This is a genomic window from Streptomyces sp. NPDC050549 (assembly GCF_040655035.1).
In the GTDB taxonomy this organism is placed as follows: domain Bacteria; phylum Actinomycetota; class Actinomycetes; order Streptomycetales; family Streptomycetaceae; genus Streptomyces.
Genome location: NZ_JBFAJD010000009.1, coordinates 185,066 through 205,983 on the forward strand (window position 1 = coordinate 185,066; position 20,918 = coordinate 205,983).

General features: G+C 69.4%; 20 protein-coding genes. 8 read left to right on the plus strand and 12 right to left on the minus strand.

The features are described 5' to 3' along the window. Positions 1-25: 25 nt before the first annotated feature. Positions 26-2,377, minus strand: coding sequence for a transglycosylase domain-containing protein (locus AB0I51_RS16155; RefSeq protein WP_362975439.1), 2,352 nt, complete (start codon positions 2,375-2,377; stop codon positions 26-28). Between the two features lie 247 nt (positions 2,378-2,624). Here AB0I51_RS16155 and AB0I51_RS16160 point away from each other — a divergent pair, with 247 nt between their 5' ends. From AB0I51_RS16160 to AB0I51_RS16180, 5 genes are all read left to right on the plus strand, one after another. After that, positions 2,625-3,551 carry an SPFH domain-containing protein gene (locus tag AB0I51_RS16160; RefSeq protein WP_362975441.1) on the plus strand — a complete coding sequence of 309 codons (927 nt, stop codon included), beginning with the start codon at positions 2,625-2,627 and terminating at the stop codon, positions 3,549-3,551. Then, complete coding sequence (locus AB0I51_RS16165) at positions 3,548-3,790, plus strand: hypothetical protein (RefSeq protein WP_362975443.1); 243 nt, start codon at positions 3,548-3,550, stop codon at positions 3,788-3,790. Before AB0I51_RS16160 ends, AB0I51_RS16165 begins: the two co-directional genes overlap by 4 nt. 105 nt (positions 3,791-3,895) lie before the next feature. Beyond that, positions 3,896-4,420 (plus strand): PadR family transcriptional regulator, encoded by a 525-nt coding sequence (locus AB0I51_RS16170; protein WP_019072749.1) that lies wholly within the window; start codon positions 3,896-3,898, stop codon positions 4,418-4,420. Beyond that, complete coding sequence (locus AB0I51_RS16175) at positions 4,417-5,109, plus strand: ABC transporter ATP-binding protein (RefSeq protein WP_362975445.1); 693 nt, start codon at positions 4,417-4,419, stop codon at positions 5,107-5,109. Before AB0I51_RS16170 ends, AB0I51_RS16175 begins: the two co-directional genes overlap by 4 nt. Positions 5,110-5,174: 65 nt before the next feature. Next, complete coding sequence (locus AB0I51_RS16180; RefSeq protein WP_362975447.1) at positions 5,175-7,481, plus strand: FtsX-like permease family protein; 2,307 nt, start codon at positions 5,175-5,177, stop codon at positions 7,479-7,481. A gap of 45 nt (positions 7,482-7,526) precedes the next feature. Here the strand turns inward: AB0I51_RS16180 and AB0I51_RS16185 are convergent, their stop codons facing one another. From AB0I51_RS16185 to AB0I51_RS16200, 4 genes are all read right to left on the minus strand, one after another. Beyond that, positions 7,527-7,955 (minus strand): hypothetical protein, encoded by a 429-nt coding sequence (locus tag AB0I51_RS16185; protein WP_019072752.1) that lies wholly within the window; start codon positions 7,953-7,955, stop codon positions 7,527-7,529. 4 nt (positions 7,956-7,959) lie between these two features. Next, entirely contained in the window at positions 7,960-8,319 is a 360-nt protein-coding gene (locus AB0I51_RS16190) for a roadblock/LC7 domain-containing protein (RefSeq protein ID WP_362975449.1), read from the minus strand. 69 nt (positions 8,320-8,388) lie between these two features. Beyond that, on the minus strand, positions 8,389-9,312 hold the full coding sequence (locus AB0I51_RS16195) for a MarR family transcriptional regulator (RefSeq protein WP_362975451.1): 924 nt from the start codon (positions 9,310-9,312) through the stop codon (positions 8,389-8,391). Between the two features lie 177 nt (positions 9,313-9,489). Then, positions 9,490-10,431, minus strand: coding sequence for a LysR substrate-binding domain-containing protein (locus AB0I51_RS16200; protein ID WP_362975453.1), 942 nt, complete (start codon positions 10,429-10,431; stop codon positions 9,490-9,492). A 150-nt stretch (positions 10,432-10,581) separates the two neighbouring features. Between AB0I51_RS16200 and AB0I51_RS16205 the strand changes: the two genes are divergently transcribed. Together AB0I51_RS16205 and AB0I51_RS16210 are read left to right on the plus strand one after the other, a co-directional pair. Further along, positions 10,582-11,136, plus strand: a complete 555-nt coding sequence (locus AB0I51_RS16205; protein WP_362975455.1) for a peroxiredoxin — start codon at positions 10,582-10,584, stop codon at positions 11,134-11,136. Positions 11,137-11,142: 6 nt separating this feature from the next. Beyond that, positions 11,143-11,676 carry an alkyl hydroperoxide reductase gene (locus AB0I51_RS16210; protein WP_362975457.1) on the plus strand — a complete coding sequence of 178 codons (534 nt, stop codon included), beginning with the start codon at positions 11,143-11,145 and terminating at the stop codon, positions 11,674-11,676. Between the two features lie 45 nt (positions 11,677-11,721). Here the strand turns inward: AB0I51_RS16210 and AB0I51_RS16215 are convergent, their stop codons facing one another. From AB0I51_RS16215 to AB0I51_RS16230, 4 genes are all read right to left on the minus strand, one after another. Beyond that, positions 11,722-13,044, minus strand: coding sequence for an AI-2E family transporter (locus AB0I51_RS16215; RefSeq protein ID WP_362975459.1), 1,323 nt, complete (start codon positions 13,042-13,044; stop codon positions 11,722-11,724). Positions 13,045-13,184: 140 nt separating this feature from the next. Further along, positions 13,185-13,874 carry a transglycosylase SLT domain-containing protein gene (locus tag AB0I51_RS16220; RefSeq protein WP_362975461.1) on the minus strand — a complete coding sequence of 230 codons (690 nt, stop codon included), beginning with the start codon at positions 13,872-13,874 and terminating at the stop codon, positions 13,185-13,187. Between the two features lie 401 nt (positions 13,875-14,275). Then, complete coding sequence (locus tag AB0I51_RS16225) at positions 14,276-15,601, minus strand: PhoH family protein (RefSeq protein WP_362975463.1); 1,326 nt, start codon at positions 15,599-15,601, stop codon at positions 14,276-14,278. A 310-nt stretch (positions 15,602-15,911) separates the two neighbouring features. Beyond that, positions 15,912-16,685 carry an isoprenyl transferase gene (locus AB0I51_RS16230; protein ID WP_362975465.1) on the minus strand — a complete coding sequence of 258 codons (774 nt, stop codon included), beginning with the start codon at positions 16,683-16,685 and terminating at the stop codon, positions 15,912-15,914. A 671-nt stretch (positions 16,686-17,356) separates the two neighbouring features. Here AB0I51_RS16230 and AB0I51_RS16235 point away from each other — a divergent pair. Further along, complete coding sequence (locus AB0I51_RS16235; RefSeq protein WP_362975467.1) at positions 17,357-18,517, plus strand: winged helix DNA-binding domain-containing protein; 1,161 nt, start codon at positions 17,357-17,359, stop codon at positions 18,515-18,517. A 12-nt stretch (positions 18,518-18,529) separates the two neighbouring features. On the opposite strand, the gene AB0I51_RS16240 is transcribed toward AB0I51_RS16235, so the two are convergent. The 3 genes from AB0I51_RS16240 to AB0I51_RS16250 form a co-directional block, all read right to left on the minus strand. Then, complete coding sequence (locus tag AB0I51_RS16240) at positions 18,530-19,315, minus strand: methyltransferase domain-containing protein (RefSeq protein ID WP_362975469.1); 786 nt, start codon at positions 19,313-19,315, stop codon at positions 18,530-18,532. A gap of 62 nt (positions 19,316-19,377) precedes the next feature. Continuing rightward, positions 19,378-20,250 (minus strand): LLM class flavin-dependent oxidoreductase, encoded by an 873-nt coding sequence (locus tag AB0I51_RS16245; protein WP_362975471.1) that lies wholly within the window; start codon positions 20,248-20,250, stop codon positions 19,378-19,380. Positions 20,251-20,290: 40 nt separating this feature from the next. Next, complete coding sequence (locus AB0I51_RS16250; protein WP_362975473.1) at positions 20,291-20,863, minus strand: dihydrofolate reductase family protein; 573 nt, start codon at positions 20,861-20,863, stop codon at positions 20,291-20,293. Between the last annotated feature and the right edge of the window lie 55 nt (positions 20,864-20,918).

The window sequence follows — 20,918 nt, forward strand, 5'->3', positions numbered from 1 at the left end:
CGCCCTTTTCGTCCGTCCGGCCCGGCTACTGGCCGAACTGATCGAGCGGCTGGTCCGTGATGTCGCCGCTCGGCGTCGTCGGCGGATTAGTCGTCGGCGTCGGAGTGGGTGTCGGGGTCGGCGTGGGAGTCGGTGTGGGCGTGGGTGACTCCGTCGTCGGGGTCGGCGAGGGACTCTTCGTCGTGGGAGTCGGGGTCGGCGTGGCCGACACGGTCGCGCTCGGGGTCGGCGTGAAGTCCGGCTCGACGGCCGCGCCCTGGTCGGTCTCCAGGTCGAACTTGCTGTTCGCCTTGGTCACTCCGAACATGTACGTCGCCCAGATCTGCGCCGGGTAACCACCACCGTTGATACGGCCGCCGCCCGCGGTGATCAGACCGGTCGCACCGGTCAGCGGGACCTGGGCGCCGCTGCCCTTCTTCTCACCGAACAGGCCCACCGAGGTGACCAGATCGGGCGTGTACCCGGTGAACCAGGCCGACAGGTTGTTGTCGGACGTACCCGTCTTGCCCGCGACCTGCTGCCCGTCGCGCTTGCTGTTCTCGGCCACCGACACCTTCGCCGTACCGTCGTCGACCACACCGGTCAGCACCGAGGACACCGTGTCGGCGGCCTCGCGCGGGATGACCTGGGCACCGATCGGGTTCGGCATGGTGACCGTGCGCGTGTTGTGCGACACCGACTTGATGATCGCCGGGGTGACCTTCCGGCCGTGGTTGTCGAAGGTGGCGTAGACGCCGGCCATCTCCATCGGACTCGCGCCCATGGTGCCGAGGGTCTGCGCCGGTACGGCCTTCAGGTCGCCGGGGTCCATGCCCAGCTGCTCGGCGGTCTTCATCACCTTGTCCATGCCGACGTCGACACCGAGCTGTGCGAAGACCGAGTTGATCGACTTGTTCATCGCCGTCTGGACGGTGACCTTGCCGTAGTTCTGGTCGTCCTCGTTCTCCGGCGCGAAGGCGATGTCGCTGCCGACGACCGGGCGCTTGCTGGTGCCGTCGTAGAGCGTGTCGGCGGTGATCGTCTTGCCGGACTGCGTCTTGGCGTCGTCCGCGAGGGCCGCGGCGAGGATCACCGGCTTGAAGGTGGAGGCGGGCTGGTAGTCGGTGCGGGTGGCGTTGTTCGTGAAGTGCTTCGTGTAGCCCACACCGCCGTACATCGCCACGACCGCGCCGGTCTTCGGGTCCACGGACACCGCGCCCGGCTGGACGTTCCCGTCGACCTTGCGCTTCTTGGCGTTGAGCTTGCTGGTCAGCTGGGACTTGACCGATTTCTCCAGCTGGGCCTGCTTCTTCTTGTCGATGTTCAGCGTGATCGTCCAGCCGCCCGCGTCGACCAGCGCCTCGGCCTCCTTGGTGTTGGCGGCCTGGCCACTGGAGATCAGCTGCTTCTCCAGCGCCGCGTTGGCCTCGGTCACCAGGTAGCCGTTCTGCCCCTCCATGCCGGCCTCGGCCTTGGGCGGCTTGGGGGTCGGGAACGTCATCTTCTGGCGCTCGGCGGAGCTCAGCCAGTTCTGCTTGACCATGTTGTCCAGTACGTAGTTCCAGCGCGCCTTCACCAGCTGCTTGCCGGTGTCGGTGGCTATCGCCCAGTCGTACTGGTTCGGCGCCTGGAGCAGCGCGGCGAGATAGGCGCCCTGCTCGACCGAGAGCTTCCTCGCGTCGACCTGGTAGTAGGCCTGCGCGGCGGCCTGGATGCCGTAGGCGCCGCGGCCGTAGTAACTGGTGTTGATGTACCCGGCGAGGATGTAGTCCTTGGACTTCTCGCGGTCCAGCTTCAGCGAGATGACCAGTTCCTTCAGCTTGCGCGTGACGGTCTGGTCCTGCGTCAGGTAGTAGTTCTTGACGTACTGCTGGGTGATCGTCGAACCGCCCTGCGCGCCCTTGCCGGACAGCGTGTTGAGCAGACCGCGCGCGGTGCCCTTGAGGTCGACGCCGGCGTCGTTGTAGAAGGTCTTGTTCTCGGCGGCGACGAACGTCTCCTGGACGGCCTTCGGGACCTGCGAGAGGTCGACGTTCTCGCGGTTGACCTGGCCCCTGCGGGTCAGGATCGAGCCGTCGCTGTACTTGTAGACGTTGCTCTGGAGCTTCGCGGTCGCGTTGCCCTCGGGGATGCTGATCATCATGTAGAGCACGATGAACGCGCCGATGCCGAGCAGGCAGAAGCCGAGGAACGTGCCGAGGATCTTCTTCCAGGTGAAGAGCCTGCGTATGAAACTCTTACCGTCCTTGGCGTCCTTGGCATCCGCGCTGCCCGTGCCAGCCGTGGCGCCGCCCGCCGGCCTTGTGGCTGTGGCGGTGGCCCCCGACGAGCGGCGGGTCTTGGGCGCCGCGCGGTGGCCACCGCGTTGGCGCGCTCGTCTCTCTTCCGCTCGTCCCATGAGTCCGTTCCGCTCCGCTTCGCTCTCTTGTGCTCTGGTGTCACACAGGTTCGCCCGTCAAGTCAGCTCAGAAAGCTAACACCAGGAGTTGTGACAAAGGGCTGTCGATCCGGTCCATTACGGACGTGACAATCAGCACCCGTCCTTATGGAACCGACGTACGAAAGGGGTTGAGGGTTGCCATGGAGGGGTAATCTGATATCAGATTGCTAGAACCGAGATAAGAACCGGAACCTGGGGGATCACCATGACCACGGACACACCCGCCGACGTACCCGAGATGCCCGCCCCGCGTGTGCGCGAGTTCGCCGCGCACAGCATCGGCGGCGCGCTGGCGCTCGTCCTCGGACTGGCCGGGCTGCTGCTCGCCGCCGGACTGCTCGCCACCGCCACTGCGGTCACCGCGCCCGGCGGCAAGGCCGCGCTGATCGTCGGCGGCCTCCTCGTCTTCCTGGCCGCGGTCATCGCGATGCGCGGGCTGAACACGGTCGCGCCGGGCGAGGCGCGGGTCGTGCAGCTCTTCGGGCGCTACCGGGGGACGATCCGGCAGGACGGGCTGCGCTGGGTGAACCCGTTCACCGCACGGACGAAGATCTCCACCCGCGTGCGCAACCACGAGACCGCGGTCCTCAAGGTAAACGACGCCTACGGCAACCCGATCGAGCTGGCCGCGGTCATGGTGTGGAAGGTCCGCGACACCGCGCAGGCCACCTTCGAGGTGGACGACTACAGCGACTTCGTCGCCATCCAGACCGAGGCGGCCGTACGCCACATCGCCATCGAGTACCCCTACGACTCCCACGACGAGGGCGGGCTCTCACTGCGCGGCAACGCCGAGGAGATCACCGAGAAACTCGTCCTCGAACTGAGCGCGCGTGTCGAGGCGGCCGGCGTACAGATCATCGAGTCCCGCTTCACCCACCTCGCCTACGCGCCCGAGATCGCCTCGGCGATGCTCCAGCGGCAGCAGGCCGGCGCGGTCGTCGCGGCCCGGCGGCAGATCGTTGACGGGGCGGTGGGCATGGTCGAGGCCGCGCTGGCCCGGATCACCGAGCGGGACATCGTGGAGCTGGACCCCGAACGGAAGGCGGCGATGGTGTCCAACCTGCTGGTGGTGCTCTGCGGGGACCGGTCGCCGCAGCCCGTGCTGAACACGGGGACCCTGTACCAGTGACAGACCCTTCCGAGCCCTCCGGGGCGAAGCGCCGGCCGCAGCAGGAGCGCAAGCAGGTGCTGCTGCGGCTGGACCCCGCGGTGTACGAGGCCGTCGCCCGGTGGGCCGGGGACGAACTGCGGTCCGCCAACGCGCAGATCGAGTTCCTGCTGCGCCGCGCTCTCGCGGAGGCCGGGCGGCTGCCGGGCGAGGCCGGGCCGCTGCCGCGTCGCGGCCGCCCGCCCGCTCCACCCAAGTGACAGAACTGTGACAATCGGCCCCGACCTGCGCGGCCGCACCCCTCGCCATGATCTACACACAGTGCGTATACACGCCGGGTATACGCCGTGTGTAGAGTGCTTCGCATGTCCATCGGTCACACCCTTCTGGGGCTCCTGGAGTCCGGCCCGCGCCACGGTTACGACCTGAAGCGGGCCTTCGACGAGAAGTTCGGTCACGACCGGCCGCTGCACTACGGCCAGGTCTACTCGACGATGTCCCGACTGCTGAAGAACGGCCTCGTCGAGGTCGACGGCATCGAGGCCGGCGGCGGTCCCGAGCGCAAGCGGTACGCGATCACCGACGCCGGTATCACCGACGTACAGAAGTGGCTCGCGACGCCGGAGAAGCCCGAGCCGTATCTGCAGTCGACCCTCTACACCAAGGTCGTTCTCGCGCTGCTCACGCACCGCGACGCGGCGGAGATCCTCGATGTTCAGCGCTCCGAGCATCTGCGCGGCATGCGGATCCTGACCGACCGCAAGCGCAAGGGCGATCTCGCGGACCAGCTGATCTGCGACCACGCCCTCTTCCATCTGGAGGCCGACCTGCGGTGGCTGGAGCTCACCGCGGCGCGTCTCGAAAAGCTCGCCGAGGTGGTGGCCAAATGACGACACATCCCGCCGGTTCCCTGCTCGCGGCCCAGGAGCTGCGCAAGGCCTACGGGCCGACGACCGCGCTCGACGGCGCCGAGTTCTCCATCCATCCCGGAGAGGTGGTCGCCGTGATGGGGCCCTCCGGGTCCGGGAAGTCGACGCTGCTGCACTGCCTCGCCGGGATCGTGCCGCCCGACTCGGGCTCGATCACGTACAACGGGCAGGAGATGGCGACGATGAGCGACGCCCAGCGCAGCGCGCTGCGCCGCTCGGAGTTCGGGTTCGTGTTCCAGTTCGGCCAGTTGGTGCCCGAGCTGACCTGTGTCGAGAACGTGGCGCTGCCGCTGCGGCTGAACGGCACGCACCGCAAGGAAGCCGAGCGGGCCGCGCTGAGCTGGATGGAGCGGCTTGAGGTCGACGACCTCGCCAAGAAGCGGCCCGGCGAGGTCTCCGGCGGTCAGGGGCAGCGCGTCGCCGTGGCCCGCTCGCTGGTCACCAACCCGCGCGTACTGTTCGCCGACGAGCCGACCGGCGCGCTCGACTCGCTCAACGGCGAGCGGGTGATGGAGCTGCTGACCGAGGCGGCCCGGTCCACCAACGCGGCCGTCGTGCTGGTCACGCACGAGGCGCGGGTGGCCGCCTACTCCGACCGCGAGATCGTCGTACGGGACGGCAAGTCCAAGGACATGGAGCGCATCGTATGAACGGGCGATGGGGGCACCGCCCGCGCGAGCGAAGCCGAGCGTGGGGGAGTGCGGCCGATCTGGCCATGGGGGTGCGTTTCGCCTTCGCCGGCGGACGTGAGGGCTGGGTGCGGGCCGTACTGACGGCCGTCGGCGTCGGGCTCGGGGTGGCGCTGCTGCTGCTCACCACCACGCTGCCGAACGCGCTCTCGCAGCGCGACGACCGCGGCAACGCGCGGCAGGACTTCACCTACAGCGGGAAGGTGCTGCCGAAGGCGGACAACACCCTGGTCATCGCCAACTCGGACACCACGTTCCACAGCAAGGACGTGCGCGGCCGGCTGCTGGAGCCTGACGGCACCAAGGCGCCGCTGCCGCCGGGGGTCGCGAAATTCCCCGCACCGGACGAGATGGTCGTCTCCCCCGCGCTGGACAGGCTCCTCAAGTCCGGCTCCGGCGAGCTGCTGCGCGAGCGGCTGCCCTACCGCATCACCGGCACCATCGCGAAGACCGGGCTCATCGGACCCGCCGAACTCGCCTACTACGCGGGCGGCAAGAATCTCCTGCAGCACCAGTCGGGCAGCAACGTCGAACGCATCAACTACTTCGGACCCTCCCCCAACAGCACGCCGGACAAGCTCGACCCGATCCTGCTGCTGCTCGTCCTGATCGTCTTCGTCGTACTGCTGCTGCCGGTCGGTGTGTTCATCGCGGCGGCCGTGCGCTTCGGCGGCGAGCGCCGGGACCAACGGCTCGCGGCGCTGCGCCTGATCGGCGCGGACGGGCGGATGGCGCGCCGGATCGCGGGCGGCGAGGCGCTCGCGGGGGCGCTCCTCGGGCTCGTCCTCGGCACCGGATTCTTCCTGGTGGGGCGGCAGTTGGCGTCGCTCGTCGAAGTGCGGGACATCAGCATGTTCCCGAGCGACCTCAACCCCTCGCCGCTGCTCGCGCTGCTCGTCGCCGTCGCCGTGCCGACCGCGGCCGTCCTGGTGACGCTGTTCGCGCTGCGCGGGGTCGTCATCGAACCGCTCGGGGTGGTCCGCAAGGCCAAGCCGCCGCGGCGCCGGCTGTGGTGGCGGCTGCTGATGCCGCTGGCCGGCCTCGCGATGCTCTACCCGATGATCGGCAAGGGCAACACCAACGGGAACTTCAACCAGTGGCTGGTGATCGGCGGGACGGTCCTGCTGCTCGTCGGCATCACCGCCCTGCTGCCGTGGATCGTCGAGGCCACCGTGGCCCGCCTCAACTCCGGCTCGGTGTCCTGGCAACTCGCCGTCCGCAGGCTCCAGTTGAGCAGCGGTACGGCCGCGAGGATGGTCAACGGCATCGCGGTCGCGGTGGCCGGTGCGATCGCGCTGCAGATGCTGTTCGCCGGCGTCGAGGGCGACTACACCAAGGAGACCGGCAACGATGTGAACCGGGCCCAGATCGAGGTCACCGTCGACGGCGGCACCTCGCTGGCGCAGGCCGACGGAAAGCTCGCCCGGACCAAGGGCGTGCGGCGGACCTCGCCCATCTCCCTCACCTCGGTCGGCGAGCGGGCCAACAACCCGAACGCCGAACTGGAAGTCGCCGTCGGCAGCTGCGCCGAACTGCAGGAGGTGGCCCGTCTGACGGGCTGCCGCGACGGTGACATCTACCGGATCACCGGCGGCGGCACCGACGCCGAACTCCAGACGGCGCAGACGGCCAAGGCGGGCAGGACGGTGTACTTCGCCCCGTCGTACGACTCTTCACCGGCCCACACGGTGGCCTGGAAGGTGCCCGCGGGTCTGAAGAAGGCGACCCACCGCGAGGACCCGACCGGCTACGCCCGCGACGGACTGCTGATCACCTCGGGCGCGCTGCCCGCGAACGCGGCGCAGACCCTGAACCAGCATGTGTTCGTCACGCTCGACAACTCGGTGCCGGACGCGACCGACTACGTGCGCAACACCGCGGCGAAACTCGACCCGCTGTCGGACGTGTTCACCCTGGCGGCCACCCGGCAGTCGGCGCAGTTCAAGTCCATCCGCACCGGACTGCTGGTCGGCGCCACCTGTGTGCTCGTCCTCATCGGGGCAAGCCTGCTGGTGTCGCAGCTGGAGCAGTTGCGCGAGCGCAGGAAGCTGCTGTCGGCGCTGGTCGCCTTCGGCACCCGGCGGCGCACCCTGAGCCTGTCGGTGCTGTGGCAGACGGCGATCCCGATCGGCCTGGGCCTGGCTCTGGCCTCGGCGGTCGGGCTGACCCTGGGTTCGGTGCTGCTGAAGATGACGGCCACACCGGTGGCCATCGACTGGGCGAGCGTGCTGATGATGACCGGTATCGGTGGGGCGGTCGTCCTGGCGGTGACGCTGCTCAGCCTGCCGCCGCTGCTGCGGATGATGCGGCCGGACGGGCTGCGCACGGAGTAGGGCCCATCCGGGCCGCCCCCGTCCACAGCCGTCCGCCCGCCTCCTTCAGAGTCCGTACTCGCGGACCACCCGGCGGACCTGGGCGAAGAGCATGCCCACGTTCACCGACTTGCGGCAGACCACCACGGCGACGACGTCCTGTTGCTCGGTCATCCGCACGAACAGGTGGGTCAGGTTCTCGCTGTTGACGAGGATCTCCTGGAAGAAGTGGTGGTCACTGGTGATCCCGCGACGCTCCTTGAAGACGTCCTCGATCATCACGACCGTCCGGCCCTGGAACAGGTCGAGGGTCGCACCCGCCAGCAGGTCGAGGACCTCTGGCGGGTGGTTGTCGATGGTCTCGTACGACAGCAGCATGCCGGTGGACATGTCGACCACGCCCGAGGCCACACAGTCGGGGGCGTCGGTCCTGAGGGTTTTGACCAGGCCCATCACCTGGTCGGAGAATCCTGGGGTCATACGCTTCGTCGCCATCCCTTCACACTCCTTCTGATGCCTTCTCGGTGAGGATCGACTCGATCCGGTCGAGCGTCGGACGGGCCGCCAGATGCAGCCGGTCCACGTCCATCCCCTCGTCGCCGAGCACCACCATCAGCGCGGTGTTGCCGACGGCGTAGGTCGCGGCGCAGCCGTGACTGCCGTACGTCACCGTCTGGCGCAACGTGCCGCGGTCGGTGGCCTCGGCGGTGCGCCGGGCCAGGCCGAGGCCGGCCGCCGCGAGCGCGGCGAGGGCCTCCGGGTCGATCGAGTCGGCGGTGTCGGCCGCGATGAGCAGTCCGTCGGCCGCCGTGACCGCGGTGTCGGTGATTCCGGTCACCTGTTCCCGCAGTGTGCGCATTTCCAATGTCAAGGCTTTGTGATCCACTTACTCAACTCCCATAAAACTGATCGCATTTGTTCGTCAGGGTCATTTCGAGGTTCCGTTCCGCAGGCGGAAGAACCCTTTCCAGCCCGCCCCGCTCTTTTCGGGGACGAGAGATTCGGTGATGCCGCTGGCTCCCGGATTCCGGCGGGGCAGCGCGGTGGGCGCGGTGGGCGCGGTGGGCGCGGTGAACTGCGGTGGCGCGGGCGCCGGTTCACGACGGCGCAGGACTGGCCCCTCGGGCGGCACCCGGACCGGGATCGGCACCGGGGTGTCGGAGCACTCCAGCAGACCTTCGGCGAGCATCCGCGCGACCTCGGCGGTGACCGGGTAGACCCCGCGCCCGGTCCGGAAGGCGAGATCGCGGGCGGTACGGCGGCCGTCGACATGGGAGAGCAACTCCCGTTGCAGCATGCCGAGTCCGGCCTCGTCGAGACCGTCGGCCGGGGCCCGGGGGCGTTCCCGGTCGGGCCGTACGGGATACGGGAGCGCGGCGATCGCCGCGAGTCTTCGGGCCCCGTCCTGGAGCAGCCGGATCGGCGGTTCACCGATGCCGACGGGAGCCAACGGCCGTACGTCCGGGGCGCGTTCACAGTGGTCGACGTCCCCGGCAATGACTGCGAAGGCCGCGTCGTGCAGGGCCAGCACACACACGATCCGCAACTGGGCGGCGCCTGCGTACCCGTTGGCGATCAGTCCCGCCACCGGCCAGCGCGAGCCGCCCGACTCCCGTACCAGATCGGCCCATTGCTCGCCGCTGACCCGGCCGGAGCGCAGCAGCAGTGCCTCGGGTCCCGGCGCGCCGGGGCTCTCCACCGCGATGACGAGCCCGCCGCGCAGATGGAAGATCCCGCCGGGTCTGCCGGACACCCGCAGTCCCCCGGTGAACTCCTCGCGCCCGCAGGCCGAAAGAGCCGCCGCGAGCGGGTCGTGACCGACCCGTCCGAGGGAATCCCGAATGCCCGACATCACTCCCCTAGGCTTTTCGTACACGCAACTGACGTGTAGCGCTGAGGGGTGAAGGTGTATCAGTCCGAGCGCATATTCCGGACGAGTTCTTCCTACCTGCCTGCGGCTGACGGAAGTTGAGAATTTCCGCCGTTCGATTTCCTTTGTACGACGCTCATTTGACCGAACGGGGGCGGGTCAGTTGCCGGTGCCCAGCACCCGTACCGGCAGCGGTCGCAGGGCCTCGCGGAGGGCGGCGCCCAGTTCCTGGTACTCCGCGCGGCGGGCGGCTCCGGTGCGCATCGCGAGGGCGATCCGGCGGGTCGGGGCGGGCTCGGTGAAGTAGCCGGTGAGGAGTTGGTCGCTGCGGGTGGTCTCGACCCGTACGGCGGTGCGCGGCAGCAGCGTGACCCCGAGTCCGCCGGCGACGAGCTGCACCAGCGTGGAGAGCCCGGCCGCGGTGGTGGTCACCGGGGCGTCCGCGCGGCCCGCCTCCCGGCAGATGTCGAGCGCCTGGTCGCGCAGGCAGTGCCCCTCGTCCAGGAGCAGCAGGTTCAGCTCGCGCAGCGCCTCGCGCGGGATGCCACTGCGCCCGCCGAGAGGATGACCAAGAGGCGTGACGAGCACGAAGTCCTCGTCGAACAGCGGGAGTTCGACCACTCCGGGCACACCGAGGGGCACCGCGAGCAGCAGCAGGTCGAGCCGTCCGGTGGTCAGCCCGTCGAGCAGGTTCGCGGTCTGCTCCTCGTGCACCTGGAGGTCGAGGTCCGGGTACCGGTCGTGCACCAGCCGCAGCACGGTCGGCAGCAGATACGGCGCGACGGTCGGGATGACCCCGAGGCGCAGCGCCCCGGTGAAGGGGGCCCGCACGGCCTCCGCCTCCGCCAGCAGCGCCCCGACCTCCTCCAGCACCGCCTTCGCCCGTACGGCGAGCCGCTCACCGGCGGGCGAGAGGAGCACCTTGCGGGTGGTGCGCTCCAGGAGGGTGACGCCGAGGGTGTCCTCCAGTGCGGCTACGGCACCGGACAGAGCGGGCTGGCTCATGCCGATCGCGGCTGCGGCGTCCCGGAAATGGAGGTGCTCGGCGACCGCGGAGAAGGCACGCAGCTGGGCCAGGCTGGGCTGGCGCCGCTTACTCATATTACTAACGGTCACTGATAATCGCCTCCGATCAACACGCCCCAGTGTAGCTATTTCCGCAATCAATGCACGTTGTGCCAGGATCCTGGCCGACCAACCCACGAGAAGCACCCACTCCGCTTGGGTGCTTCTCCACTGCAAGGAGTGCTTGTGCTCACTGTCGGTGACAAGTTCCCGCCGTTCGATCTGACCGCCTGCGTCTCGCTGGAGAAGGGCAAGGAGTTCCAGCGGATCGACCACAAGACCTACGAGGGCAAGTGGAAGATCGTCTTCGCGTGGCCCAAGGACTTCACCTTCGTGTGCCCCACCGAGATCGCCGCCTTCGGGAAGCTGAACGACGAGTTCGCCGACCGTGACGCCCAGGTGCTCGGCTTCTCCGGCGACTCCGAGTACGTCCACCACGCCTGGCGCAAGGACCACGACGACCTGCGCGACCTGCCGTTCCCGATGCTGGCCGACTCCCGGCACGAGCTGATGCGCGACCTCGGCATCGAGGGCGAGGACGGCTTCGCCAAGCGTGCGGTGTTCATCGTGGACCAGAACAACGAGATCCAGTTCTCCATGGTGACCGCGGGCTCGGTCGGCCGTAACCCCAAGGAGGTCCTGCGGGTCCTCGACGCGCTCCAGACCGACGAGCTCTGCCCGTGCAACTGGACCAAGGGCGACGACACTCTGGACGCGGGCGCGCTGCTCGCCGGGGAGTGACCCGAGATGTCGCTGGACACCCTGAAGTCCGCCATACCGGACTACGCCAAGGACCTGAAGCTCAACCTGGGTTCGGTCATCGGCAACTCCGAACTGCCCGCGCAGCAGCTGTGGGGCACGGTTCTCGTGACGGCGATCGCCTCTCGATCGCCGCTCGTGCTGCGGGAGTTGGCGCCCGAGGCGAAGGCCAACCTGTCGCCGGAGGCCTACAGCGCGGCGAAGTCCGCCGCTGCGGTCATGGCGATGAACAACGTCTTCTACCGGACGCGGCACCTGTTGTCCGACCATGAGTACGGCACCCTGCGGGCGGGGCTGCGGATGAACGTGATCGCCAATCCCGGTGTCGACAAGACCGACTTCGAGTTGTGGTCGTTCGCCGTGTCCGCGATCAACGGGTGCGGGATGTGTCTCGACTCGCACGAGCAGGTGCTGCGCAAGGCGGGCGTCGAACGGGACGTGATCCAGGAGGCGTTCAAGATCGCGGCAGTGGTTCAGGCGGTGGGGGTTACGTTGGAGGCGGAGGCGGTACTGGCCGATTGACTTCGGCTGTCCGGCCGGGCGGCTGACCGGGGGCTCCGCCCCCGGTCACGGTGCCTGGTCCGACCGTGGGGGCTCATCCGGCATCGAGGAAACAGCCGTAGCGCCCCTCGGCTTCGGGGACTGGATCGGTGCCGGTTCCTGGGAGTACGACTTGAGGTAGCTCACCACCGAGTTCAGTACCGCCACCAGCGGCACCGCCACCACCGCTCCGCCGATCCCCGCCACCATGCCGCCCGCCGCGACCGACAGGACCACCGCCAGAGGATGGACGCGGACCGCGCGGCCCAGGATGAAGGGCTGGAGGATGTGGCCCTCGATCTGCTGGACGGCGAGGACGACGCCGAGGGTGAACAGGGCCACGACGACGCCCTGGGTGACCAGCGCGACGACGACCGCCAGCGCGCCGGACGCCACCGCGCCCACCAGCGGGATGAACGAGAACAGGAAGATGAAGACGGCGAGGGGTACGGCCATCGGCACGCCGAGGAAGTAGATGCCGACGCCGATGCAGACCGCGTCGATGAACGCCACTATCACCGTGCCGCGGACATAGGCCGTCAGCGTGCGCCAGGCGCGCGGGCCCGCGCCCGCCATCGCCGGCCGCGCCGCCGCGGGCACCAGCTTCAGCGACCACTGCCAGATGCGCGGGCCGTCGTAAAGGAGGAAGAGGGTCGAGAAGACCGTCAGGAGGATGCCGGTCAGGGCCTCGACGATGACCTGGACGCCCTCCAGGCCGGCCGAGGTGATCTGGTCCGTGTTGGCGCCGATGGCCTCGCGGAGGTTCTTGGCGATCTGGTTGATCTGCTTCTCGGTGACGTGGAACGGGCCCTTGAGCAGCCAGTTGCGCAGATCGTCGACGCCGTTCTGGACCTGGTCGGAGAGGTTGTCGATATTGGCCATGACCTGCCAGGTCACGAACCAGCCGATCAGACCCATCACGACGAAGCCGAGGATCGCGGTGAGCGCCGTGGCCACCCCTCGCGGAAAGCCGTAGCGGATCAGGCGGGCCACCGTCGGCTGGAGCAGTGCCGTGATCAGGAGTGCGGCGACGAAGGCCAGGACCACGAGTTGTACGGCGCTGATGACCCGCATCAGCACCCAGACCGTGCCGGCCAGGATCAGCAGCCGCCAGCCCGCCTCGGCGGCCACCCGCACCCCCCAGGGCACGGCGAGCGCGGGGTCGGGGCGGTCACGGGCGATGGTGACGGGTACCGGGACGGGCTCCGGGGGTTCGGGGGCGGCGGCCGGCAACTCGGGCCCGGCTTCGCTGTGTTCCTTCGCCACCTCGGCACGGCGCTCGTCCAAGCGCTCCCCCATCTCGCTCAGCCCGTTACCGAGCCGACCGAGCCATCCTGGCACTCGCGACATGATCCGCCCTCTTCCCCCGTCTGTCCCCACCCCACTCCCCCTTGGAGCCGTTGCGTGTCCGACCGTACAGGGCGAAGGCCCCTCCCCCTAGGACGGGGAGGGGCCTTGCGAGGTTGAGCGGCCCGGGACGGGCGTACGACCTAGTACCAGCTGTTCGCCTGCCAGAACGACCAGGCCTCGCACGGGCTGCCGTAGCGGCTGTCCATGTAGTTGAGGCCCCACTTGATCTGGGTGGCGGGGTTGGTCTGCCAGTCGGAACCCGCCGAGGAGTACTTGGAGGCGGGGAGTGCCTGGAAGAGACCGTAGGCGCCGGAGGAGGCGTTGACGGCGTGGTAGTTCCAGCCGGACTCGTGGGACACGATGTTGCTGAAGCACTGGAACTGGCCGCTCGGCACCATCTGGGCGGCCATGGCCTGGATCTGCGAGACCGTGTACGAGCTCTGCACAGGGAAGCTGGAGGAGGAACGGCTGGCCGCGGACTTCGCGGCGGCGCGCTCCTTGGCCAGCTTCTCCGCCTTCTCGGCGGCGGCCTTCTTGGCGACCGCGGTCTTCGCGGCGGCCAGGCGGGCCGACTCCTCGGCGTCCTTCTTGGCGCTGGCGTCGGCCTGGATCGCCTGGGCGTCGGCCTGCTGCGTCAAGGAGGCGGTCTGCACCTGGGCCTGCTGGCCCGTGGGGATGTCCGCCAGGAGCGTGGTGTCGGCTGCCGTCGTCTCGGCGTCATTGTTCTGCGTCTGAGCGACGCTGCCCGAGGCAACGCCTACGACGCTTCCGACGGCGGTGACCGCGGTGGCCGAGGCCACTGCGAATCCCCGGACCGAAATCCGGCTCACACGGTTTCCTTCCAGCATCGTCCGCTTCGGTGACCCTGGCGGACGCAATCGTGCCCCTGAACGCTGGCCTCCCAACTGCGGGGTCACGGGAGGCACGGGCCCGGTGGGCAACTCCCGCAAGGGGAGCGCCGCGTGAAGAGCGGGCGGCATACGACTTCGCTGTGGAGTTGGCTGTGATGCTCAAGTTGGTGCGTACCGCTGGGGGTACACGTGTGTCGTATGCGGGGCCTGACAGGAATGAGACTCTGCCGTAACCGGACGCCGGGTGGCAATTCTGAGTTGCGTGTGAAAGCTCACATCCCGTTTGCCCCTGGGGATTTGGAGAAACAGCAGGACGCCAAAGCGCCGCCCCGCTAAGCTCTTAGGCTTCGCGGGGCGGCGCCAACTGACCTGCAACTATCTCAGATTTGGCCGTCCTCCAGCATTTCGGTCACAAGCGCCGCGATCTGGGACCTCTCGGACCTTGTGAGGGTCACATGCGCGAAGAGCGGGTGGCCCTTCAGCTTCTCCACCACGGCGACGACACCGTCGTAGCGGCCGACCCTCAGGTTGTCCCGCTGGGCCACGTCATGGGTGAGAACCACCCGTGAATTGGCGCCGATTCGGGACAGAACGGTCAGCAGGACGTTCCGCTCCAGGGACTGCGCCTCGTCCACGATCACGAACGCGTCGTGCAGCGAGCGTCCGCGGATGTGGGTGAGGGGCAGGACCTCCAGCATCCCGCGGGCGGTGACCTCCTCGATGACCTCGCGGCTGGTGACCGCGGACAGCGTGTCGAAGACCGCCTGGGCCCAGGGGCCCATCTTGTCGGCCTCGGAGCCGGGCAGATAGCCCAGTTCCTGTCCGCCCACCGCGTACAGCGGCCGGAAGACCATCACCTTCTTGTGCTGGCGGCGCTCCAGGACCGCCTCCAGGCCCGCGCAGAGCGCGAGCGCGGACTTGCCGGTGCCGGCCCGGCCTCCCATGGACAGGATGCCGACGTCCGGGTCGAGCAGCAGATCCAGCGCGATGCGCTGTTCCGCGCTGCGGCCCTTGATGCCGAAGGCCTCGCGGTCGCCGCGCACCAGCCGGACGTTGCCGTCGGCGGTGACCCGGCCCAGCGCCTTGCCGCGCTCGGACTGGATGGTCAGCCCGGTGTGCACGGGAAGGTCGGCCGCTTCCGGGACGTAGACGTGGCCCTCCTCGAAGAGGATGTCCACCTGTTCGCCCGGCAGGGTCAGTTCGGACATTCCGGTCCAGCCGGAGGAGCCCGTGATGGCCAGTTCCGCGCGGTACTCCTCGGCGAGGAGTCCGACGGACGAGGCCTTGATCCTGAGCGGAAGGTCCTTCGACACGACGGTGACGTCGTACCCCTCGGCCTGCAGATTGCGGGCGACCGCGAGGATGCGGGAGTCGTTGTCCCCCAGGCGGTAGCCGCTGGGCAGCACGCTGGGGTCCGAGTGGTTGAGCTCGACCCTGACGGTGCCGCCGAGTTCCCCGATCGGGATGGGGGCGTCGAGGCGACCGTGCCGGACCCGGAACTCGTCGAGCAGGCGCAGGGCCTGCCGGGCGAAGTAGCCGAGTTCGGGATGGTGCCGCTTGGCCTCCAGCTCTGTGACCACGACGATCGGCAGCACGACTTCGTGCTCGTCGAAGCGGTTCAGTGCGTTCGGGTCGGCCAGCAGGACGCTGGTGTCGAGAACATAGGTGCGCCGGTCAGGCAGGCGGCGCTTTGTGCTGGTCACCACGGAAGGACGTACCCCCTCGGAAGAGGTCGGGGAGCGACGGAGAGGAGCTGGACCGGTCCGGACCGCAGTGCGCGGGCCGAGGACCGGCCCTCCGTCTCGCCCGTACTGACCGCACGGTCGGGCTGGTGCAAAGGGCCTCCCGGGCGGACGGCCCCGTGCCGTCCGCTGAGATACGACACCCGTGGTTCGGGCGTCGACCTGCTTGGCTTATGCCCTCGAACATGCGCCGCCATGCCACGGCATATGACGACGCCCTGGTGAACTCCTTGTTACTTGTGCACCAAACGGGGTACTCGGGGTGCCTTGCCCGTCATCCGCCGTAACGTCGGTGTCGCGCCGCGTAGTCGCGCATCGCGCGCAGGAAGTCGACCTTTCGGAAGGCCGGCCAGAAGACTTCGCAGAAGTAGTACTCGGAGTGGGCCGTCTGCCAGAGCATGAATCCGGACAGCCGCTGTTCTCCGCTGGTACGGATCACCAGATCGGGGTCGGGCTGGTCGCCCGTATAGAGGTGTCTGCCGATGAGTTCGACGTCCACGTGCTCGGCGAGCTCCTCCATCGAGGTGCCCTTGTCGGCGGCGTCCAGGATCATCGAGCGGACCGCGTCGGCGATCTCCTGTCGGCCGCCGTAGCCGATGGCGACATTGACGAGTATCCCGTCGATGTGCGCGGTGGACTCCTCCGCCTCCTTGAGGGCGGACTGCATTCCCGACGGCAGCAGGTCGAGGGTGCCGACGTGGTGCACGCGCCAACGGCCGTCCGCGGCAAGGGAAGTGACGACGTTCTCGATGATGCCGAGCAGCGGGCCGAGCTCTTCCTGGGGGCGGTCGAAGTTGTCCGTCGACAGCAGCCACAGGGTGACGACCTCGACGTCCGTCTCGCTGCACCAGCCGAGGAACTCCTCGATCTTGTCGCCGCCGGCCTGGTGCCCCTGGACGGTGGTGGAACCCGCGGCCTTCGCCCAGCGCCGGTTGCCGTCCATGATGACGCCGATGTGCTTGGGCACCGACGCGTGGTCGAGATGGCCTCCCACCCTGCGTGCGTAGAACCTGACCAGCAGGCGGCGCAGGGTGTCGCGCACGTTCACGTGTTGTCAGCCCCTCCGTGGATGGCAGTCCCCGGCGTCGAAGCCTACCCCCGCCGGAGCCCGGCTCCCCCAAGGGGTGTCTGGGCTCATCCCGGTTCGGCACGAAGGTCGGTCTCGGTTCGGCGGGGAGGTCGGTCCCGGTTCGGCGCGGGGTCGGTACGAGTGTCGGTCCCGGGCCCCGGTCGGCCCGCGCGGGGGTCGTCACCGCCGGGGCACAAAAAATCGGGCCGGTCCGTGGGGGGGATACGGACCGGCCCGAGGGGGGGGTTTCCACCATAACCCTTCGTAAGTGATGCTGCGCGCATCGGCGGCCCACAACTACTCTCCGAAGTCGGCCGACAACACGACCAGGGGCCCGGAAGCCCTGATTCCAGCCCTGATCATGGCTGGTTCACAGTGGATTACGAGGAGAACATGCAGGTTTTCCGCCAGCCCCCGGCGTGTCGCTCGCAGGGGTGACACGCCAGTGAACGTCCGCTTGACGGGGCACGGCACCGCGCAGCCCCCTCCACCGCGCGGTGCCGACCGCGCAGCTTTGCTCACGCGAATTACCTTGGTCCGAACTTACGTGAGGAGATGGCCGGAACGCGAGTCGATCTCAATAACGATGTGGAAACCGCGTGGAGGTGTGGAGGACGTGCGGTGACCTAGTTCGGCCCTGGCGTCGGGACATGACCGTGAGGATCACTTGGGAGCGGGCAAGCGCCCGCCGTCTCGAACGGCAGTTCCTGGACACCCCGGCCGGGACCGGCACACCGGTCGCCGACGTGGTGGCGTCGATGCTCGCCGCCCACGCGCAGGTGCTGTCGGCGGCCGAGGTGTCGGTGGGGGTACGGGCCGCCGGGCGGACCCGGACGGACGTGCGAGCGGCATTGTGGCAGGCCGACGGCTCGCCCGCCTCGCTGCTCAAGGCCCACGGCCCGCGCGGGACCGTCCATCTGCTGCCCACCGGCGAACTCCCGCTGTGGAGCGCCGCGTTGACCGCGATCCCGGGCACGGGCCGGTTCGCCCCCGACATCCGGCTCACCGACGCACAGGCCACCGAGGTGGTCGCGGCCGTCGCCGACGCCCTGGACGGACGGACCCTGACCATCGACGAACTCGACGAGGCGGTCGTCGCCCGCACCGGTCCATGGGCCGGGGACCGGGTGATGCCGGCCTTCCAGGACCTGTGGCCGCGCTGGCGCCAGGTCCTGCACCGCGCCGGCCAGTCCGGCGCCCTGTGCTTCGGCCCGAACCGCGGCCGCAAAGTCACCTACACCCGCCCGCCCCGCTTCACCCCGCTCGCCACGGCCGAGGCCCTGCGCACCCTCGTAGGGCGATATCTGCGCGCCTACGGTCCGGCGACCCCACCGGATTTCGCCAAATGGCTTGCGGCGCCCGGAGGTTGGGCGACGGCGCTCTTCGAGACCTGCGCCGCCGAGGGCGGGATCGAGGAGGTCGACTTCGCGGGCACGCGCGCGTGGCTGGCGGCGGGCGACACGGTGTTCCCCGAGGAACCCGCCCGGGGCGTGCGCCTCCTCCCCTACTTCGACGCCTACGTCATCGCCGCCCAGCCCCGCGAGACGCTGTTCCCGGGTGCCGCGTACCGGCGGGCGCTGGCGGGCGGGCAGGCCGGCAACCACCCCGTACTGCTGGTCGACGGGGTGGTCGCCGGGGTCTGGCACCAGCGCAGACACGGACGGCGTACGACCGTCACCGTGGAGCCGCTGGGACAGCTGACGGCGCGGCAGGAAAGGGAGTTGGGCGAGCGGACGGAGCGGGTGGGCGAAGTGCTGGAGGCGCGGGCGGAGTTGGTGATCGGGAAGGTGACCTCCGGGCCGCATGCCTGAATCAGGCGGGCGTCACACGAGCGGCTTGCGCACGTCGAACAGGTGCCGGGTGCTGTGGGTCACGAACGGCCCCGTGGCCTCGATCTGCTCGTGCAGGGAGCGGAGTTGGGCCTCGTAGGCCGCGACCGTGAAGTCCGGGACCATCCAGATCACCTTGCGGAGGAAGTGCACGACGGCCGCGATGTCGTAGAACTCCATGCGTAGCCGCTCCGCCCGCAGGCCGACGACCTCCAGCCCCGCGGCCTCGGCGCCCGCCCGCTCGCGCTCGGGGTCGCGGGCACCGCTCACAGCCTCCGGCTGGGGGCCGAGGAAGTGCTCGACGAGTTCGAAGGCGCTGCGGGGGCCCACGTGTTGGGCGAAGTAGGTGCCGCCGGGGCGCAGGACGCGGGCGATCTCGGGCCAGTGGGCGCGGACCGGATGGCGGCTCAGGACGAGGTCGAAGGCCGCGTCCGCGAAGGGCAGTGGGGCATCCTCGTCCACCGCCACCACCACGACCCCGCGCGAGCGGAGCAGCTCGGTGGCCTTGGCGACGTTCGCCGGCCAGCCCTCGGTGGCGGCGACCATCATCGGGGGCCGGCCGGCGGCCCGGCCCAGGGCGAAGTCGAAGACCTCCCCTCCCCCGGTCTGGACGTCCAGGGCGGTGGTCGCACGGGTGAGCCGGTCCCCGGCGGAGCGCGCGTATCCCCACGAAGGCCGTTCCTCGGTGGCCCGCCCCTCGAACCACGAGAAGTCCCAGCCCTCGGTGGGGACGGCGGTCCCCTCCGCGACAAGATCCTCAAAGCTCCTGCTGTTGCCCATGGGGCGATGGTCGCAGGGCGGTGTCAGGGGGCGCTGCCGATTTTCGAAGCAGCGCGGGACGGTCAGGGGACGAGTGCCCTGACCTCCTCCGCCGCGAAGCGTACGAAGGCCTCCGGGTCGGGTTCGTCGCCCGTGGGCTGGAGGACGACCGTGTCGGCGCCGGCCTCGGCGAGGCGCTGGACGGCCTTCGCCACGGCGTCCGCGTCGCCGGCGACACCGAGGTCGGGGACCGACTCCAGGCCCTCTTCGGCGAGTTCGGCGCGAAGGCGGGCGGCGGCGCCCGGTCCGGTGGCGGTGAGGAGATAGACGACGACCTGGTGCGCTTCGGTACGGCCCGCCGACTCCCGTCCCTCGTCGATGAGTTGGCGGGCCCGCCGGACGCCGTCCGGTGCGGTGGACGCGGTGAGGACCGTGCCGTCGGCTGCGGCGCCGGAGAGGCGGAGGGTGCGCGGGCCGCCGGCGCCGGCGAGGATCTCGACGGGAGCGGCCGGCGGCCAGTCGAGGCCTACGTCGTCGAGCTTGACGTAGCGTCCCTGGGTCGTGAGCCGTTCTCCGCGCAACAGGGCGCGCAGCGCGTCGAGATGCTCGCGCAGCAGGGTCACCGGGGACTCGGCGCGTGCGCCGACCTGGCCCATCCAGTCCTGTACGCCGTGTCCGACGGCGAGGACCGGGCGCCCGGGGAACAGCCGGTACAGGGTCGCCGCTTCCATCGCGGTGATGGCGACGTTCCGCAGCGGGACCGGCAGCAGTCCCACGCCGACCCGCACCCGCTCGCTCCAGGCGAGCGCCGCCGCCGCGGCCGAGATCCCGCCCTCGCGGAAGCAGTCCTCCCACAGCCAGAGCTCTTCGAGCCCCGAGGCGTCGGCGAGTTCGACCACCACGCGGAGTCGCTCGGGGGGCAGTTGGGGACGGAACACCGCGCCGAGTCCAGTCATGGGTTCTTCCTATCCGGTGAGAGCACCACGGACAACAGCTTTACGCGGCGGCCAGTTCGTAGCGCAGCAGGACGACCCCGTTGCCGAAGGTGTGGGTCTCGGCGAGGCGGAGCGCGGTGTGGGTGTCGGCCTCGGGGAACATGCGTTTGCCGCGGCCGATGAGGACCGGGTGGACGTACACCTTGATCTCGTCGACGAGGTCGAGCCGGAGGAAGGTGGCGGCGAGGTCGGCGCCGCCGAGACAGAGGTCTCCGCCGGGCTGTTCCTTGAGGGCGCGCAGTTCCTCGGGGACGACCTCGGACACGATGGTCGTGTTCCACTCGGCGGGACCGCTGGGCAGCGTCCGCGAGTACACGGTCTTCGGCTTGTCCCGCCAGATGGCGGCGAACTCGGCGGTGACCGCGGAGGCGTCCGGGTCGGCGTCGGCGGTGGGCCAGTAGGCGGCCATCAGTTCGTGGGTGACCCGGCCGTCGACGAAGGCGCCCATGGGCCTGAGGGTGTCGTTCATGTGCTGGTGGAGTTCGTCGTCGACCAGATGCCAGCTGATGTCCCGGTCGCGGCCCTCCAGGAAACCGTCGAGAGACACGGACATCATGTAGGAGATCTTCCGCACGGGTACGTCACCTCGTCCCCTCGTCACCTAGTACAGAACCCGGTTCGTCAGCGTC

Excerpts from the sequence above, each read along its gene's own strand:
- AB0I51_RS16155 (WP_362975439.1), bottom strand. The coding sequence starts at position 2,377 with ATGGGACGAGCGGAAGAGAGACGAGCGCGCCAACGCGGTGGCCACCGC.
- AB0I51_RS16160 (WP_362975441.1), top strand. The coding sequence starts at position 2,625 with ATGACCACGGACACACCCGCCGACGTACCCGAGATGCCCGCCCCGCGT.
- AB0I51_RS16170 (WP_019072749.1), top strand. The coding sequence starts at position 3,896 with ATGTCCATCGGTCACACCCTTCTGGGGCTCCTGGAGTCCGGCCCGCGC.
- AB0I51_RS16175 (WP_362975445.1), top strand. The coding sequence starts at position 4,417 with ATGACGACACATCCCGCCGGTTCCCTGCTCGCGGCCCAGGAGCTGCGC.
- AB0I51_RS16180 (WP_362975447.1), top strand. The coding sequence starts at position 5,175 with ATGGGGGTGCGTTTCGCCTTCGCCGGCGGACGTGAGGGCTGGGTGCGG.
- AB0I51_RS16185 (WP_019072752.1), bottom strand. The coding sequence starts at position 7,955 with ATGGCGACGAAGCGTATGACCCCAGGATTCTCCGACCAGGTGATGGGC.
- AB0I51_RS16190 (WP_362975449.1), bottom strand. The coding sequence starts at position 8,319 with ATGCGCACACTGCGGGAACAGGTGACCGGAATCACCGACACCGCGGTC.
- AB0I51_RS16195 (WP_362975451.1), bottom strand. The coding sequence starts at position 9,312 with ATGTCGGGCATTCGGGATTCCCTCGGACGGGTCGGTCACGACCCGCTC.
- AB0I51_RS16200 (WP_362975453.1), bottom strand. The coding sequence starts at position 10,431 with ATGAGTAAGCGGCGCCAGCCCAGCCTGGCCCAGCTGCGTGCCTTCTCC.
- AB0I51_RS16210 (WP_362975457.1), top strand. The coding sequence starts at position 11,143 with ATGTCGCTGGACACCCTGAAGTCCGCCATACCGGACTACGCCAAGGAC.
- AB0I51_RS16215 (WP_362975459.1), bottom strand. The coding sequence starts at position 13,044 with ATGTCGCGAGTGCCAGGATGGCTCGGTCGGCTCGGTAACGGGCTGAGC.
- AB0I51_RS16235 (WP_362975467.1), top strand. The coding sequence starts at position 17,357 with ATGACCGTGAGGATCACTTGGGAGCGGGCAAGCGCCCGCCGTCTCGAA.
- AB0I51_RS16240 (WP_362975469.1), bottom strand. The coding sequence starts at position 19,315 with ATGGGCAACAGCAGGAGCTTTGAGGATCTTGTCGCGGAGGGGACCGCC.
- AB0I51_RS16245 (WP_362975471.1), bottom strand. The coding sequence starts at position 20,250 with ATGACTGGACTCGGCGCGGTGTTCCGTCCCCAACTGCCCCCCGAGCGA.